Origin of the sequence: Nioella sp., assembly GCF_964229645.1 — a bacterium.
Classification (GTDB): Bacteria; Pseudomonadota; Alphaproteobacteria; order Rhodobacterales; family Rhodobacteraceae; genus Nioella.
In genome coordinates, this window is record NZ_CAXREX010000152.1 from 1 (window position 1) to 16,563 (window position 16,563).

Here is a 16,563-nt window from a genome sequence, read left to right on the forward strand (position 1 = left end):
CACGCCCATGGCCTGGCAAAGATCGTTGATCTCGGCATTGGTGGTGATCTTGGAGCCCGCCGCGCCAAGCACGTTGAGGATTTTCCCGCGGAGCGGCAGCAGCGCCTGCGTTTTCCGGTCCCGCGCCATTTTCGCCGATCCGCCCGCCGAGTCGCCCTCGACGATGAACAACTCGGTCCCCTCGCGGCTGGAATTGGAGCAATCCACCAGCTTGCCGGGCAGGCGCAGGCGCTTGGTGGCGGATTTCCGTTGCGTTTCCTTTTCCTGCCGGCGGCGCAGCCGTTCCTCCGCGCGCAGCACGAGGAAATCGAGGATCGCGCCCGCCGCCTTGGTGTCGGCGGCCAGCCAGTTGTCGAAATGGTCGCGCACGGCGTTTTCTACCAGACGCTGCGCCTCGGTCGTGGCGAGGCGATCCTTGGTCTGGCCGACGAATTCAGGCTCGCGGATGAAGCAGCTGACCAGCGCGCAGCCCCCGGTGATCAGGTCATCACGGGTGATCTGCGCGGCCTTCTTGTTGCCCACAAGCTCGCCATAGGCACGGATGCCCTTCAGCACCGCGGCCCAGAACCCGGCCTCATGCGTGCCGCCCTCGGGCGTCGGGACGGTGTTACAGTAGGACTGGATGAACCCGTCGCGCGAGGGCGTCCAGTTGATCGCCCATTCCACCTTGCCCGGCGTGTTGAACCGTTCCTTGAAATCGACCAGCCCGGCAAAGGGCTGATCGGCATAGGTCGAGGCGGTTCCGAGCGTTTCCTTTAGGTAATCGGCCAGGCCCCCGGGGAAGTGGAACGTGGCCTCCTGCGGCGTGTCGCCGTCCGCGATGGCCGATTTCCAGCGGATTTCCACGCCTGAGAAGAGATAGGCCTTGGAGCGCACCATCTTGAGCAGCCGCGCGGGCTTGAACCGGTGGTGGCCGAAAATCTGCGCGTCGGGGTGGAAGGTGACGGTCGTGCCGCGCCGGTTGGGGGCCGAGCCGATAGCTTGAACGGGCCCAAGCGGGATGCCGCGCGAAAACTCCTGCGCGAAAAGCTCGCGGTTGCGAGCCACTTCCACCCGCATGCTGTCGGACAGCGCATTCACCACCGAGGCGCCGACGCCATGCAGGCCGCCCGAGGTCTCGTAACTGTCGCCCGAGAACTTGCCGCCCGCATGCAGCGTGCACAGGATCACCTCCAGTGCCGATTTGCCGGGGAATTTCGGATGCGGGTCCACGGGCATGCCGCGCCCGTTGTCGCGGATGGTGATGGCGTAGTCGGCATGAAGTTCCACCTCGATGCGGGTCGCGTGCCCGGCCACGGCTTCGTCCATCGAGTTGTCGAGGATCTCGGCCACCAGGTGATGCAGCGCCCGTTCGTCGGTGCCGCCGATATACATGCCGGGGCGCTTGCGGACGGGTTCCAGCCCCTCCAGCACCTCGATCGAGGAGGCATCGTAGCCACCGCTGTCCACCGTCGGGGAAAGTAGATCGTCCGCCATGCCGTCTGCTCTTGTCTTGGTGTTATGATTGGCTGGCAGGGTATCGCAGGCGCGGGGGCCGGGACAAGGGGCCGCGCAGGATTTTGTGGCGGGACCTGCGCGGCCCACAAGACAGGCGCTATCAGTTGGAAATCAGCCCCGCGTTGTAGGCTTCCGCGCCAAGCGTGGTCTGGCCGCTGGAGTTGCCCTCCAGTTCGATATGGGCAGGGGGGTGACCCCAGGCCCCTGCGGCCTCGTCAACTGCGCTGCCGCCACCCATGGCCGTGGGCAGGATGTTGACGCGCACGCCGCCCCGGAACTGATCGAAGCTGGCCCCGTTGGTTGGCGACCAGGTTCCATCGGCCCCGGCATAGACGCCGACCCGGCCCCGGCTGATCCCGCCTTCGACGCGCACGCGAACATCGCCATTGCCATCGACCAGCACATGCATCGAGAACCCAGGAAGGCTGACCGAGAAGCCGGAATTGAGGCCTGGGATCAGGATGCCGTATTCGGGGAAATCCTCCTGGCAGTTGTAGCTTGTCGGGTAGGGGCGGCCTTCCTGGCAGGCCAGTTGCGCCGACATGTTCTCCATCTCGCAGGTCACAGACATGAGCCCGCCAATGATCGAACGTGGGCAGATCTCCTGGCATTGGAAATCGACATCGCACTGGGTGGCGAGGTGCTGGCCATAGGGTGCGGCGACCGAGGGCAGGGCGGCCGCAGTAAAGCGAACGGCGGGCCCGTTGGGGTCAAGCGCATGGGCCCGTGCGAGGGCCGCAGCAGCCGCGTCGAGCGCGCCTGCCGCCTCGTGCGACCGGGCAAGGTTCGTCCAGTAAAGCGCCTCGTCCGGCGCAAGGGACGTGGCCCGCTCCCCTGCTGCAATCGCCTCTGCCGCGTCGCCGGTGGCGCGGGCCAGATTGCCAAGCGTGTTCTGGATCGGGGCGCTGTCGGGGCTAAGGAGAGCGGCGTTGCGGGCAGCGGCATGGGCCACCGGCAGCCAGGAGGGATCGGCGCTGGCGGGGTCCATCGCGGAAAGCTCGTAGAGCATGGCCGCAAAGTTGCTGAGGGCGGCTGCGTCGGTGGCGTCGCGCGTGGCCTCGGTGCCGAAGAACCAGGCTGCCGGGGCCACATGGCGGCGCAGATACATCAGGTGACCCAGAGCATCGGCAGGGCTTTCGGTCAGGGCTGCATGAAAATCGTCCAAGTCGCCTGGTTGCAGGCGCGGCACCAGGGTTTCAAGAACCCCCGAAAGCCCGACATCCTGGGCGGGTTCGACGGGAAGCGGTTGTGGGGCAGCAGGGGCAGGCGCCGGGGCAGGAGTTTCAGGCGCGGGCGCAGGGGCGCTTTCCCCCGGCTTGGTAGGCGCAGGCGGGGTTTCTGGTGCCTTCTGCGCCGCCGCGGGCGTCATGCAGGCCAGGAAAATGGCAGAGATCGTTACGAACAGGGGCATCGGGCGTCGGGTCATGTCCAGTCCTCCGGTCGGAACCGATGCGCGTTTCCTGGCTGCAAGCTTAGCACGAGCGCGCGCTAAAGGCGAAAACCTGGGGCCATCGCGACGACTTGCCTGCTTTCGTGACAGTTTCTTGACACCGATCAAGGCAAATTTTCCGCGCCCGTGGCAGGGGTCGCTCAGGACATATGACAAGGAGACCGTGATGACAGCAGCCCCCGCCACTGCCGCCGCAAAGCCCAAGCCCGCCACCGCCGCGGCCACCGCAAAGCCGAACGGGGCTCTGCAGCCCGGCGACGAGGCCCCGGCCAAGGCCTTTCCGAAAGTCACGCCGGACCAGATCCGCCAGGCCTTCGAGACCGGAAAATATCCCTACACGCGCAAGCTGGCACGCAGGGAATACGAGGCTGAAAAGGCGCGGCTTCAGGCCGAGCTTCTGAAGGTACAGCTCTGGGCACAGGAGACGGGTCAGAAATTCGTCATCCTGTTCGAGGGGCGCGATGCAGCGGGCAAGGGCGGCACGATCAAGCGCTTTACCGAACATCTCAACCCCCGCTTCGCGCGCGTCGTGGCGCTGAACAAACCCACGGACGAGGAACGCGGCCAGTGGTTCTTCCAGCGCTACCTTCAGCATCTGCCGACGGCGGGCGAGATGACCTTTTATGACCGCAGCTGGTATAACCGCGCGGGCGTCGAGCGGGTCATGGGGTTTTGCGAGCCCAACGAATACCTTGAATTCATGCGCCAGGCCCCGGACTTGGAGCGGATGCTGGTGCGCTCTGGCATCCGGCTCTACAAATACTGGTTCTCGGTCACGCAGGACGAACAGCGCGCCCGTTTCGCCAGCCGGGAAACCGACCCGCTCAAGCAATGGAAGCTGAGCCCGATCGACAAGGCCAGCCTCGACAAGTGGGATGACTACACCGAAGCGAAAGAGGCGATGTTCTTTTACACCGACACCGCCGATGCGCCCTGGACGATCATCAAGTCCAACGACAAGAAACGGGCGCGCCTGAACACCATGCGCCATTTCCTGTCGACGCTGGATTACCCCGGCAAGGACCCCGAGGTCGCGCAGGCACCTGATCCGCTGATCGTGGGCCATGCCAGCCACGTCGTGCATGCTTCGGACCATATCCTGGGCTCGTCGCTGCACCCCGACCAGCGCCGCGCGCGCTAGGATCCCCTTACCAAAAGAAAGCGGCACCAAAAGAAAGCGGCGCCTCCCTGAGGGGGCGCCGCATCCTTTGGGCAGACAATGATCGTAAAGACAGGCGTCAGTTGGTCGAGATCAGGCCGAAATCATCGGAACTGATGATGTTGCGTTGCACGCCAACGCTGGCCATGGCGACGAGCATGGCGATTTCTTCGTCCGACAACTGGTTGTCGTTATAGGCCATGATGCCATCTTCCAGACCGCTCAGGATCGCGGCATTGGTCATCCCGTTGGCGATGGCAAAGAGCGCCTCTGCATCGTTTTCCGTCACGATCCCCGCGTCGTAGAGCGCGTTGAAATGGGCGGAATAGAACTGAACGAACGCATCGCTGACCTGCTGCGTGCGCAGCTGCGCCTCGAGATCCGAGGCAAGGGTTCCGATACCTTCTTCGATGACTGCGGTGGCGGCCAAGGCCATACCGGCGACTGCGGCGGTCAACACCACCCAGTCAACAGAGACCGAACCACCTTCCGATCTCAGAAACTTATTAAAACTCGATTCGCGCATTTGGCTTGCTTCTGCCTGTCTTTTAAGCTTTCCCGTTGTCATGGACAAATGTGGCGCGATTGTGGCTAAGGGGGCGGTTCCAGTAGCAACAGTCCGGTTCCGATTTGGAAACGTATCTCGGGTTTGTCATAAAGTTACAATAGTTTAGGGGTGTTTTCCGAACGCGCTTCGCCCCAAGAAGGCTCCGCCGATGACATCCTTTCGCCATCATCTGAAGTCGGTCTTCCTGTTGGGCCTTCCCCTGGCGGGAAGTCACCTTGCGCAGCTCGCTGTCAGCATCACAGACACTGTCATGCTTGGCTGGTACGGCGTGGATGAACTGGCGGCACTGTCGCTGGCCGGCCCGTATTACTTCGTTTTCTTCCTGCTCGGCTCGGGCTTTGCCATCGCGGTGATGCCCATGGTGGCGGCGGCCATAGCCAATGACGACCGGGTTCAGGTGCGCCGGGTCACGCGGATGGGGCTGTGGCTGTCCACGCTTGGTGGCCTGGCCGCGATCCCGTTCTTCTGGTTCGCCGAACCGATCTTCCTTTGGCTGGGGCAGGAGCCTCAGCTGTCCCTCGACATGCAGACCTACCTGCGTATCGCGGGATGGGGGCTTCCGGCTTTCCTAGTGGCGATGGTGTTCAAGAGCCACCTCTCGGCGCTGGAGCACACCCAGATCGTGCTGTGGTCGACCCTGGCGGGGGCGGTTCTGAACGCGGCCATCAACTGGCTTCTGATCTTTGGAAATCTCGGCTTTCCCGAATGGGGGCTGCGCGGGGCGGCGATCGCTTCGCTTGGCACCAACATCCTGATCTGCCTCATTCTGGCGGGCTATGCCGCAGGCGCGCGCCCCTTGCGGGGCTACACCATTCTTGCGCGGCTTTGGCGCCCCGATTGGGAGGCTTTTGGCCAGGTCTTCCGCCTTGGCCTGCCCATCGGGCTCACCATGCTGGCCGAAAGCGGGCTGTTTACCGCATCTGCCATCATGATGGGCTGGATCGGGGAAGAGGCGCTGGCTGCGCATGGCATTGCCCTGCAAATCGCGGCAGCCACCTTCATGATCCACCTGGGGCTCAGTTCTGCGGCCACGGTGCGCGCGGGCCATGCCTGGGGGCAGGGGGACACGGTAAACCTGCGCATGGGCGCGCTGGCGGCGCTGGTTCTGTCGCTGGTCATGGTGGCTGTGACCATCACGATGTTCCTGGGCATGCCGGACATGCTGATCGGTCTGTTCCTCGACCCCGCCGATCCCGCGCGAGACAGGCTGATCGCGATCGGGGTTGGGCTTCTGGCCATGGCGGCGCTGTTCCAGCTTGCAGATGCGATGCAGGTCATGGCGCTCGGCTTCCTGCGGGGTGTGCAGGATACCAAGCTGCCGATGGTCTACGCGGTGGTCAGTTACTGGATCATCGGCGTGCCGGCGAGCTTCGTGCTCGGCTTCACGCTGGACATGGGCGGCGTCGGCATCTGGCTTGGCATGGCCATCGGCCTGTCGGCGGCAGCGGCCAGCATGATGACGCGCTTCTGGCGGGGCGCGGCCCGGATGGAGCCGCGCGCCACCTGAGGCTCAGCGCATCAGCGCGTCGAGAATCCGCGCCCAGGAGCGGATGCCTTTGTGGAAGCTTTCCAGGTCGTATTTCTCGTTCGGGGAATGGATCGCGTCATCGTCATTGGCAAAGCCCGTCAAAAGCGCATCCATGCCGAGCACGTCCTTGAAGAAGCCCGCGATCGGGATCGAGCCGCCCATGCCGATGAAGACCGCCTCGCGGCCCCATTCATCAGACAGCGCCTGACGTGCCTTTTCGAATTCGGGGCGGTTCACGTTCATCACCGGGGCAGGGGAGCCTTCGAGATCCTGGTTCCACTCCACGGTCAGATCGGGGCCGAGCCGGTCGGCCACGTGCTTGCGGATATTCACCCGCAGCGCGTCGGGGTCCATGTCGCCCACCAGGCGGCAGGTGATCTTGCAATGCGCCTTGGACGGGATCACGGTCTTGGTCCCGGCCCCCTGGTAGCCGCCCCAAAGCCCGTTCACTTCCAGTGTCGGACGCGCCCATTGCTTTTCGAGGCAGGAATAGCCCTGTTCGTAATGCGACACGCTATAGCCCGCCTCGGCCAGGTAGTCCGCCTCGTCGAAGCCTGACATGTTCCACTGGCGCAGGATGTCTTCGGGCACCTCGTGCACGCCCTCGTAGAAGCCTTCCACGGCCACGGCCCCGGTATCGGGGTCATAGAAGCTGTCAACGATCCGCGCCAGTTCGCGCAGGGGGTTCAGCCCCGGCCCGCCGTAATGGCCCGAATGCAGGTCGATGCGCGGGCCGGTCAGGGTGAATTCGTCCTTCAGCATGCCGCGCAACTGGGTGGGGATCGAGGGCACCCCCGGCGCCACCATCGAAGTATCGCAGATCAGCGCGATGTCGGCGGTCAGTTCGGCGGCATTTTCCTCCATGAAGGGCACCAGCGAAGGCGAGCCGGATTCCTCTTCGCCCTCGAAGAAGAGCGTGATCTTGCCCGGCAGGCTGCCATGCACCGCCTTCCACGCGCGGCAGGCTTCGACAAAGGTCATGAGCTGGCCCTTGTCGTCCGAGGACCCGCGCCCGCGGATCACCTTGCCCTTGGCGGTGTCCTCGATGGCAGGCTCGAAGGGCGGGGTGTGCCACAGGTTCAGCGGATCGACCGGCTGCACGTCATAATGGCCGTAGAACAGCACATGCGGCCCGTCGGCATCGGCATTGGCATGGGCCACAACCATCGGGTGGCCCGGAGTGGCCCGTTTGGTCGCGTCGAAGCCAAGCGCCTTGAGGTCCTCGACCAGCCAGTCGGCGGCCCGGTCGCAATCGGCCTTGAAGGCGGGATCGGTCGAAATCGAGGGGATGCGCAAGAGCTTCATCAGCCGGTCGGTGGCGGCGTCTAGATCCTGGTCGATCCGGGCGAGAACGGCGTCGAGCGACATGGGTCGTCCTTTCATGATGTCGAATTGGCGCGGAGCCTATCAGCCCGCCCGCCACTGTCCAGAGCCTGCCGCGCTGCGCGGCGGACCGCCGAACCGGGCAACGGCAGTTGCCGCGCAGGCTAAGACGTTATATTTCTTGACGGATACCTGCGCGCCCGGGGGGCGCTGCCGCGGAGGATTTCGATGAACATCACCCTTTCAACCCGTCTTGCCGGGGCTGTCCTGGCCCTTGCCGCCACGACGCTGCCCGTTCTGGCCCAGGAACTGCCCAACATGCGCGAGGCGCGCCGCCTGGTCTTTGCCGAACGCGGCGCGGTCGAAGTGACGTATATCGACAACGCGGATGTCAGCGCCCAGGACCGCGCCTTCCTGCAACTCGACGCCTTCCAGGACCAGCTTGCCGCCAGCATTCCTTATTACGGCGCCGTGGCCATGGCGCCCGGCATGGGTCTGCAATCCGAGGCGACGGTGGCCGGTGCGAATTTCCACGACGAGGAAAACGCACGAGCCTTCGCGCTTGCCGGATGCGAAGAGGCGCGCCGGTCGGGCCCCGATTGCGTGATCGTGCTGGTGATCCGACCCGAAGGATGGGAACCGGGCCGCAGCCTGCAACTCAATACCGAGGCGACAGCGGCCCTGCGCGGCGACTTCCGCCGCATGGGCCGCCCGCGCGCCATGGCGATCTCGGACAGCACTGGACAGTGGGGAATCGGGGAAAGCCGGGAAACGGCTGTTTCCAATTGTGGACAGGAAGATTGCAGAGTCGTCGTTGTTGACTGAGATCGGCGCTGGTCCGTTGATCCATGTCAAAGTAACCTACGCGGCAATTTGTAACTTGCGACGGAGGGGCCCAAAGCCCTAAGTCAGCCGAGGTCCGGGCAGACCAGGAAACGCACACCGCCCGCGATCAGACCAGCCGCCCCTTTCGGGTCCTCCGCGAACGGATCCGGGCAAAAGGAGACCGCCAGTGAACTTCGACGCCGCGCTTGATGCCGCCCTGAACCGTCTGCACGAGGAAGGCCGCTATCGCACCTTCATCGATATCGAGCGCCGCCGGGGCCAGTTCCCCCATGCGGTGTGGAAGAAGGCCGACGGGTCCGAGCAAGACATCACCGTCTGGTGCGGCAACGATTACCTGGGTATGGGCCAGCACCCCGTTGTGCTGGAGGCCATGCACAAGGCGCTGGAAGACACCGGCGCCGGCTCTGGCGGCACGCGCAACATTTCCGGCACCACGGTCTACCACAAGGAGCTGGAGGCAGAGCTTGCCGACCTGCACCAGAAAGAGGCCGCGCTGCTCTTTACCTCCGCCTATATCGCCAATGACGCGACGCTTTCGACGCTGCCCAAGCTCTTCCCGGGGCTGATCATCTATTCCGATGAGCTTAACCACGCGTCGATGATCGAGGGCATTCGCCGCAACGGGGGCGCCAAGCGCATCTTCAAGCACAATGACCTGGCCGATCTGCGCGCCAAGCTGGAAGCCGACGATCCCGCCGCGCCCAAGCTGATTGCCTTCGAGTCGATCTACTCGATGGATGGCGATTTTGGCCCGATCGAAGAATTGTGCGACCTGGCCGATGAATTCGGCGCGCTGACCTATCTCGACGAGGTTCACGCCGTCGGCATGTATGGTCCCCGCGGTGGCGGCGTGGCCGAGCGTGACGGCCTGCTCGACCGGATCGACATCATCAATGGCACCCTCGGCAAAGCCTTCGGCGTGCATGGCGGCTACATCGCGGCAAGCGCGAAAATGTGCGATGCCGTAAGGTCTTACGCGCCGGGCTTCATTTTTACCACCTCGCTGCCGCCGGTGGTGGCTGCCGGGGCTGCGGCCTCTGTCCGGCATCTCAAGACCGACCAGGCGCTGCGCGATCTGCACCAGGAGCGCGCCGCTGTTCTGAAGCTTCGCCTCAAGGGAATGGGCCTGCCGATCATCGACCACGGCAGCCATATCGTGCCGGTCATCGTGGGTGATCCGGTCCACACCAAGAAGATTTCGGACATGCTTCTTTCAGAATACGGGATCTACGTTCAGCCGATCAATTTCCCGACCGTTCCGCGCGGCACCGAGCGCCTGCGCTTCACGCCGTCACCGGTTCACGATCCCAAGATGCTGGATGGGCTCGTGCGCGCGATGGACAAGCTCTGGCAGCACTGTGCGCTGAATCGTGCCGAAATGAGTGCCTGACGCCGGTTCCGCAGGTGCAAAAGACCCTCATCATGTGCTAACACCCTTCCACGACGGATGATTTTGGGGAATCACCGTGCGTGACAGGGGATGTAACGGTCGGCGGACCAATCGAGCGATAAATGCCGACCCGATTATTTGCGGAACAGGACCGCTAGAGCATGATCAAGGACACATCAGACGGTGGCGCATTGCCATTCGACGAGACTGATGTGCTCGACGTGCCTCTTGGCGACTTGATGCGCGGGGAGCGTGCGACGCTCGGCAAATCCCTTCTCGACGTGGAACGCGATCTCAAGATCAAGGCGGCGCATATTGCCGCGATCGAGAATGCCGACCTGTCGGTTTTCGCCACCAAGGGGTTCGTCGCGGGCTATGTGCGCTCTTACGCGCGCTATCTCGGCATGGACCCTGAATGGACCTTCCGCCGCTTCAGCCAGGAGGCCGGGTTCTATGGCGTCCATGGCGAGAGCGCGGCACAGGCGCGTGGCGCCAAGCGCGCCTTCGGTGACGCGCCCAAGCGGGTCAATCCCAATGACGTGATGTCGACCGCGCGCGTATCCTTCGCGCCGGAGCGCGAAAGCATCTTCAGCCGCCTGGAACCCGGCGCGCTCGGCTCGGCACTGGTCCTGCTCGCGCTGGTCGGCGTGATCGGCTATGGCGGCTGGTCGGTTTTGACGGAAATCCAGCGGGTTCAATTCGTTCCCGTCGAAGACGCACCGCAGACCGTGGCCAGCCTCGATCCCATCGAATCCGCAGGCGTCATGTCCATGGCCACCGCCGAATTGCCGGATGCGACGACCCCGCGCCTGCCCACGGTTGACCCGATCGACCGGCTTTACCGCCCGCAGGCGCTCGACACCCCGGTCCTGACCCCGCGCGATGGTGCCATCGCTTCGCTCGATCCCGACAGCGTGGGCGAGTTCGCGGCCCCGCCGGCGCTGGCACGGCCAGAGGCCAACGAAGGCGGGTTCGAACTGGCCGGTGCGGTCCAGGTGACCGAGGCCCCGAGTGCCGACGAAGTGATCCTCTTTGCGGTCCGCCCCTCGTGGATCCGGGTCAGCTCCGCCTCTGGCACGGTGCTGTTCGAAGGCACGCTCGATGCAGGCGACAGTTACACGTTGCCGGACGGGGCCGATCTGCCGACGCTTCGCGCGGGCAACTCCGGCTCGCTCTACTTCGCGGTGAACGGCGTGACCCTTGGCCCGGCGGGCCCCGGCGCGACCATTGCACGCGACGTGATCCTGACGGCCGACGCATTGTCGGAAAACTACGTCATGGCCGATGCCGCCGCCGATCCTGACCTGCCGCGCGTGGCGGCGCTGGTGCTCGACACGGTCGAGGCCGGGGGCAACTGACGCACCCCGTTGCCGTGCCCTGCCGCACGGGCTATCTGTCGCCCCAGGAATTCATGACACCGACAGGCTGAAGGCGTCCCATGACCCACAATCCCGTTCGTCCCTGGCGCAACATCGACCGGCGCGACAGCCGCCGCATCATGGTGGGCAACGTGCCCGTCGGGGGCGGGGCACCGATTTCCGTCCAGACCATGACCAACACGCTGACGACGGATGTGGCCGCGACCATCGCCCAGGTGCAGGCCTGCGCCGAGGCGGGGGCCGATATCGTGCGGGTCTCGGTGCCCGATGAGGCATCCTCGAAGGCGCTGAAAGAGATCGTGGCCGAGAGCCCGGTGCCGATCGTGGCCGATATTCATTTTCACTACAAACGCGGGATCGAATCCGCTGAGGCGGGTGCGGCCTGCCTGCGCATCAACCCGGGCAATATCGGCAATGCCGACCGCGTCGCGGAAGTGGTTCGGGCCGCCCGCGATCATGGCTGTTCCATCCGTATCGGTGTGAACGCGGGCTCGCTCGAAAAGCATCTTCTCGACAAATATGGCGAGCCGTGCCCCGACGCGATGATCGAAAGCGGGCTCGACCACATCCGCATCCTTCAGGACCATGACTTCCACGAGTTCAAGATCAGCGTGAAGGCGTCCGACGTGTTCATGGCCGCCGCCGCCTATCAAGGGCTGGCCGAGGCCACGGACGCGCCCATTCACCTTGGCATCACCGAGGCGGGCGGGCTGACGACCGGCACGGTCAAATCCGCCATCGGGCTTGGAAACCTCTTGTGGATGGGCATTGGCGACACGCTGCGCGTGAGCCTTTCTGCCGACCCGGTGGAAGAGGTGAAGGTGGGCTACGAGATCCTCAAGGCGCTCGGTCTGCGCCATCGCGGGGTCAACATCATCTCCTGCCCCTCCTGCGCGCGGCAGGGCTTCGACGTCATCAAGACGGTGGAGCTGCTGGAGGACCGGCTGGCCCATATCAAGACGCCGATGAGCCTGTCGATCATCGGCTGCGTCGTGAATGGCCCCGGCGAAGCGCTGTTGACGGATGTGGGGTTCACCGGCGGGGGCGCGGGCTCTGGCATGGTCTACCTCGACGGCAAGCAGGCCCATAAGCTGGCCAATGCCGGCATGGTCGATCACATCGTCGAGCAGGTCGAGAAGAAGGCAGCGCAGATCGAGGCGGACCGGGCCGCTGCGGACGCGGCGGAGTAGCCTTAACCCGATCTTCGGGAATTCACGCGATCCTGACATGAGATCCACGGGTCGACCCCCGCCACGATTTGGGTGCGTGTGGCGGGGGCCTCCCTTGTCATGTCCTGGCAGTCGGAACCACGGACACGCAACCAGCGTAAAGAGAGGAGTCTTGCCAAAGCGTTAACAAGGAGGACCGCACTTAAGGGGGGCTCTACTCGGCGGCAAGGGGGGGCGCGAAAGTGCCGTGGCGGAAACGTGATTTGAGCCTCTCTGTCGCGTGCAGGAGGCGCCCCTTCGCGATCGTGGCCTCGACTGCGCGGGTTGCAGGATCCACCACCAGGATGTCAGCCCGCTTGCCCGGCTCGAACACGCCCCGGTCGCTCAACCCCATGATCCGCGCCGGGATGCGAGACACGCGATCCCAGGCTTTCGGCAGCTGTGACAGCTTCCCTTCGGCAATGACCCAGGCCGCGGCGTTCATGGCGCCCTCCTGTCCACAAGATACCAGCGCATCGCAAAGCCTCTCACCCAGAAGGCGCCCCGTGGACACCGCGTCCCGGATCGGGGCGCCGGGCAGCAGGTCGCCGGCGGGGGCAAGCACCCGGTCATTCATGGCCCGGGCAGTTGCCGCAGCGCCGCGCGTTCGGGGCTGATCGGCCACGCGTGCCCCGAGCATGCGGAAATATTCGCGCATCTCGGCATCTGCGTCCCCGAGGCTGCCATAGAGAATGCCCAGTTCATCCAGACACTCAGCCACCCGGCACAGGAAGCGCGGGAAGTCGGACGACACCGGCGGCAGGGCGTCGGGCTCTGGCGGGGTTTCGGACAGGAAGGCCGCAAAATCGAGCCCGAGCGCCTCAAGCCTGCGCAGCAGATCCGTCGATATGGGCGTGGCCGGATGCATCAGCAGCTTGCCGCGCAGGTCGAGCCCGCCGCGCCGCGCCGACAGGATGTCCATGAACCCCTCGAAACGCGGGGCAGGGGGCGGCGCGAAGGACGTGATCCACGCGGTCGTGATCCCCTCACGGGCCAAGCGTGCTTCCAGGACAGGCAATGCATCTGCCATTGGCAAGGCGGGCAGGGCGACATGCATGTCCACGATCCCCGGCAGCAACAGGTATCCAGACAGGTCGACCTCGGGCAGCGGGCCTTTCGTGATCTTGCCGCGCGCAAGGGCCAGCGAGCGCCGCTGGATCTTGCCATCGTGGAGAACCTGGGCGCCGCTCAGGCGCATCGGGGGCAGGACAGTCATCATGGAAACCGCTCGGTCGGTGGTTTTACCCCGAATATCGGTGATTTCTGTATCGGGGGTGTGACAGCGCCGCAGCGACGGCAGAGCCGATTGCGCAGGCGCTGCGCGGGGTCTAGGGTTCGTCCGGATAAATTAGGGAGGATGGACGGGCCATGGCTGAACTGATGAAGTTGCCGCGCAACGAGACCGGAATCGGCGTGGCGGTCGCCCTTCTCAAGCAGCGTTTCGGTGACCGTCTGGATACGGGCGAGGCGATCCGCGAACAGCACGGTCATACCGTTACCTGGATCGAGACCCAGCCCCCCGACGCGGTCGTCTTCGTTGAAAGCGCAGAAGAAGTGCAGGACGTCGTGCGCATCTGCGCAGAGCATCGCGTTCCGGTGATCCCCTTCGGCACCGGCACGTCGCTGGAGGGCCATGTGAACGCGCCCGCAGGCGGCGTCAGCGTCGACTTTTCCCGCATGGACAAGATCCTGGCGGTCCATCCCGAGGATATGGACGTGGTGATCCAGCCCGGTGTCACGCGAGAGGCGCTGAATACCTACCTGCGCGATACGGGGCTGTTCTTCCCGGTCGATCCGGGCGCCAATGCCTCGCTCGGCGGTATGGCCTCGACGCGTGCCTCGGGCACCAACGCGGTGCGCTACGGCACGATGAAGGATAACGTTCTGGCATTGAAGGCGGTGTTGCCCTCGGGCGAGATGGTGAAAACCGGAAACCGCGCCCGCAAGAGCAGCGCGGGCTATGACCTGACGCGGCTGATCGTTGGATCGGAGGGCACGCTCGGGCTGATCACGGAACTGACCCTCAAGCTGCATGGCATCCCAGAGGCGATCTCGGCGGCGACCTGTTCCTTCCCCACGGTCGAGGCCGCCTGCAACGCGGTCATCATGACGATCCAGATGGGCCTGCCCGTGGCGCGGATCGAGCTTCTGGATGCGATGTCGGTCAGGGGGGTGAATGCCTATTCCAAGCTCGACCTGCCGGAACAGCCGCTCTTGCTGCTGGAATTTCACGGCTCGGATAACGGGGTGAAGGAACAGGCGCAAAGCTTTGGAGACATTGCAGAAGATTTCGGAAGCGTGGGTTTTTCCTTCACCACCAGGCCGGAAGACCGCAACAAGCTCTGGCAGGCACGCCACGATGCCTACTGGGCCAGCCTGGCGTTGCGCCCCGGCGCCAAGGGCATCTCTACCGATGTCTGTGTGCCCGTCTCGCGGCTGGCCGAATGTGTGACCCGTGCACAGGCCAAGGCCGAAGAACTGGGCCTGATTGCCCCTGTCGTGGGTCACGTGGGCGACGGCAATTTCCACACCCTGCCGCTCATCATGATGGAGGACCCCGAAGAGGTTGCCCGTGCCAAGGATTTCGTGGCCTGGCTGAATGACATGGCGATATCCATGGATGGCACCTGCACAGGCGAACACGGAATCGGGCAGGGCAAGGCGAAATACCTGTTGCCCGAACTGGGCGAAGGGGCGCTGACCATGATGGCCGCCGTCAAACGCGGGGTGGACCCGCACAACATCTTCAACCCCGGAAAGATCCTTTTGTCCGATGTCTGATCTGGAACAACAGCCCTCGGGGCATGATGAACCGCACCTGTCCTTCCGCACCGGCTGGCTCAGGGCCGCCGTGATGGGGGCCAATGACGGGATCCTGTCCACCGCCTCGCTCATTGCGGGCGTGGCGGCAGGGGGCGGCGACCGGGTGGCGATCGTCCTGGCCGGAACCGCGGGCCTCGTCGCGGGTGCCATGAGCATGGCCGCGGGGGAATATGTCTCGGTTTCCAGCCAGTCCGACACGGAGGCCGCCGATATCGAGCGCGAGAAATACGAGCTGGAGCACAACCCGGAAAGCGAGCTCGAAGAACTGGTGGCGATCTACGAGTTTCGCGGCCTGTCGCCCGATCTGGCGCGCCAGGTGGCGGTCGAACTGACCGAGAAAGACGCCCTTGGCGCCCATCTGCGCGACGAGATCGGGATCACCGACCTGTCGCCGCCCGCGCCCGTTCAGGCCGCTGTCGTGTCTGCTCTGACCTTTGCTGTTGGGGCTGCCGCGCCGCTGATCGTGGCGGCAATGGCGCCGCTGAGCGGGCTGATCTGGTGGGTGGGTATCGCCACCGTGCTGGCGCTGGCGCTTCTGGGGGCGCTTGGCGCGCAGGCGGGCGGGGCGCCCAAGCTGCGTGCTTCGGCCCGCGTGGTGATCTGGGGTGTTCTTGCCATGGCGGCCACGTCCGCCATCGGTGCAATCGTCGGCACCAGTTTGTAATCCGGCCCGGTTCCGAAATTCGGGACTGGCATTGTTAGCGCTAACGGATTATATGCTCCGGGGAAAGACACCCTGAAGGAGTCGCAGATGCCGTTGTCGCCCAAGATCGCCGAAGTCACCGACCGGATCGTTGCCCGTTCCGCCGCGACGCGGGGTGCCTATCTCGACCGGATGCGCCGTGCCGCCGAGGATGGCCCGGCCCGCGCCCACCTGACCTGTGGCAACCAGGCCCATGCCTATGCGGCCATGGCCGGGGACCAGGGCCGCCTGGCCGAAGGCCGCGCGCCCAATCTTGGCATCATCACCGCCTATAACGACATGCTGTCGGCCCATCAGCCCTTCGAACGGTTTCCCGGCCTGATCCGCGATGCGGCGCGCGAAAACGGGGCCACGGCGCAGGTGGCGGGCGGCGTTCCGGCCATGTGTGACGGGGTCACCCAAGGCCAGCCGGGGATGGAGCTGAGCCTCTTTTCCCGCGACGTGATCGCGCTGGCCGCCGGGGTGGGGCTGTCACATAACTGTTTCGACGCGGCGCTCTACCTTGGTGTCTGCGACAAGATCGTACCTGGCCTCATCATCGCGGCGGCCACGTTCGGCCATATCCCTGCGGTCTTCGTGCCCGCCGGGCCGATGACCAGCGGCCTGCCCAATGACCAGAAAGCCAAGGTGCGCCAGCAATTCGCGACGGGCGAGGTCGGCCGTGACAAGCTGATGGAGGCCGAGATGGC

14 protein-coding genes are annotated in these 16,563 nt (G+C 64.8%); 9 read left to right on the forward strand and 5 right to left on the reverse strand.

The features are described 5' to 3' along the window. On the reverse strand, positions 1 to 1,476 hold a 1,476-nt coding region (locus tag ACEQXV_RS10030), incomplete at its 3' end, for a type IIA DNA topoisomerase subunit B (protein WP_370268996.1). Positions 1,477 to 1,597: 121 nt separating this feature from the next. Continuing rightward, positions 1,598 to 2,923 carry a hypothetical protein gene (locus ACEQXV_RS10035; protein ID WP_370268997.1) on the reverse strand — a complete coding sequence of 442 codons (1,326 nt, stop codon included), beginning with the start codon at positions 2,921 to 2,923 and terminating at the stop codon, positions 1,598 to 1,600. 190 nt (positions 2,924 to 3,113) lie between these two features. On the opposite strand from ACEQXV_RS10035, the gene ppk2 reads away from it, so the two are divergent. Further along, complete coding sequence (gene ppk2 / locus ACEQXV_RS10040; protein WP_370252004.1) at positions 3,114 to 4,088, forward strand: polyphosphate kinase 2; 975 nt, start codon at positions 3,114 to 3,116, stop codon at positions 4,086 to 4,088. Positions 4,089 to 4,185: 97 nt separating this feature from the next. On the opposite strand, the gene ACEQXV_RS10045 is transcribed toward ppk2, so the two are convergent. Then, the gene (locus ACEQXV_RS10045) at positions 4,186 to 4,563 is read right to left on the reverse strand and encodes a hypothetical protein (RefSeq protein ID WP_370268999.1); all 378 of its coding nucleotides are present in this window, start codon (positions 4,561 to 4,563) and stop codon (positions 4,186 to 4,188) included. 259 nt (positions 4,564 to 4,822) lie between these two features. Here ACEQXV_RS10045 and ACEQXV_RS10050 point away from each other — a divergent pair, with 259 nt between their 5' ends. Then, positions 4,823 to 6,181, forward strand: coding sequence for an MATE family efflux transporter (locus ACEQXV_RS10050; RefSeq protein WP_370252001.1), 1,359 nt, complete (start codon positions 4,823 to 4,825; stop codon positions 6,179 to 6,181). Positions 6,182 to 6,184: 3 nt separating this feature from the next. Here the strand turns inward: ACEQXV_RS10050 and ACEQXV_RS10055 are convergent, their stop codons facing one another. Next, the gene (locus ACEQXV_RS10055) at positions 6,185 to 7,570 is read right to left on the reverse strand and encodes a M20/M25/M40 family metallo-hydrolase (protein ID WP_370269000.1); all 1,386 of its coding nucleotides are present in this window, start codon (positions 7,568 to 7,570) and stop codon (positions 6,185 to 6,187) included. A gap of 183 nt (positions 7,571 to 7,753) precedes the next feature. Between ACEQXV_RS10055 and ACEQXV_RS10060 the strand changes: the two genes are divergently transcribed. The 4 genes from ACEQXV_RS10060 (at position 7,754) to ispG (ending at position 12,330) form a co-directional block, all read left to right on the forward strand. Further along, positions 7,754 to 8,350 carry a 5-aminolevulic acid synthase gene (locus ACEQXV_RS10060; RefSeq protein ID WP_370269001.1) on the forward strand — a complete coding sequence of 199 codons (597 nt, stop codon included), beginning with the start codon at positions 7,754 to 7,756 and terminating at the stop codon, positions 8,348 to 8,350. A 187-nt stretch (positions 8,351 to 8,537) separates the two neighbouring features. Further along, positions 8,538 to 9,761 (forward strand): 5-aminolevulinate synthase, encoded by a 1,224-nt coding sequence (gene hemA, locus ACEQXV_RS10065; protein ID WP_370251998.1) that lies wholly within the window; start codon positions 8,538 to 8,540, stop codon positions 9,759 to 9,761. Between the two features lie 161 nt (positions 9,762 to 9,922). After that, the gene (locus tag ACEQXV_RS10070; RefSeq protein ID WP_370251996.1) at positions 9,923 to 11,119 is read left to right on the forward strand and encodes a RodZ domain-containing protein; all 1,197 of its coding nucleotides are present in this window, start codon (positions 9,923 to 9,925) and stop codon (positions 11,117 to 11,119) included. Between the two features lie 80 nt (positions 11,120 to 11,199). Next, a complete protein-coding gene (gene ispG / locus ACEQXV_RS10075) occupies positions 11,200 to 12,330 on the forward strand; it encodes a flavodoxin-dependent (E)-4-hydroxy-3-methylbut-2-enyl-diphosphate synthase (protein WP_370269003.1) in 1,131 nt (376 codons plus the stop codon). Between the two features lie 193 nt (positions 12,331 to 12,523). Here the strand turns inward: ispG and ACEQXV_RS10080 are convergent, their stop codons facing one another. Then, on the reverse strand, positions 12,524 to 13,567 hold the full coding sequence (locus ACEQXV_RS10080) for an amidohydrolase family protein (protein ID WP_370251994.1): 1,044 nt from the start codon (positions 13,565 to 13,567) through the stop codon (positions 12,524 to 12,526). Positions 13,568 to 13,716: 149 nt separating this feature from the next. On the opposite strand from ACEQXV_RS10080, the gene ACEQXV_RS10085 reads away from it, so the two are divergent. The 3 genes from ACEQXV_RS10085 to ACEQXV_RS10095 all read left to right on the forward strand — a co-directional run. Continuing rightward, positions 13,717 to 15,129 (forward strand): FAD-binding oxidoreductase, encoded by a 1,413-nt coding sequence (locus ACEQXV_RS10085; RefSeq protein ID WP_370251993.1) that lies wholly within the window; start codon positions 13,717 to 13,719, stop codon positions 15,127 to 15,129. Then, complete coding sequence (locus ACEQXV_RS10090; protein WP_370269006.1) at positions 15,122 to 15,835, forward strand: VIT family protein; 714 nt, start codon at positions 15,122 to 15,124, stop codon at positions 15,833 to 15,835. The genes ACEQXV_RS10085 and ACEQXV_RS10090 overlap by 8 nt, the downstream gene beginning before the upstream one ends. 87 nt (positions 15,836 to 15,922) lie before the next feature. Next, positions 15,923 to 16,563: dihydroxy-acid dehydratase (locus tag ACEQXV_RS10095; protein WP_370269007.1), on the forward strand; the 641-nt coding region annotated here is incomplete at its 3' end.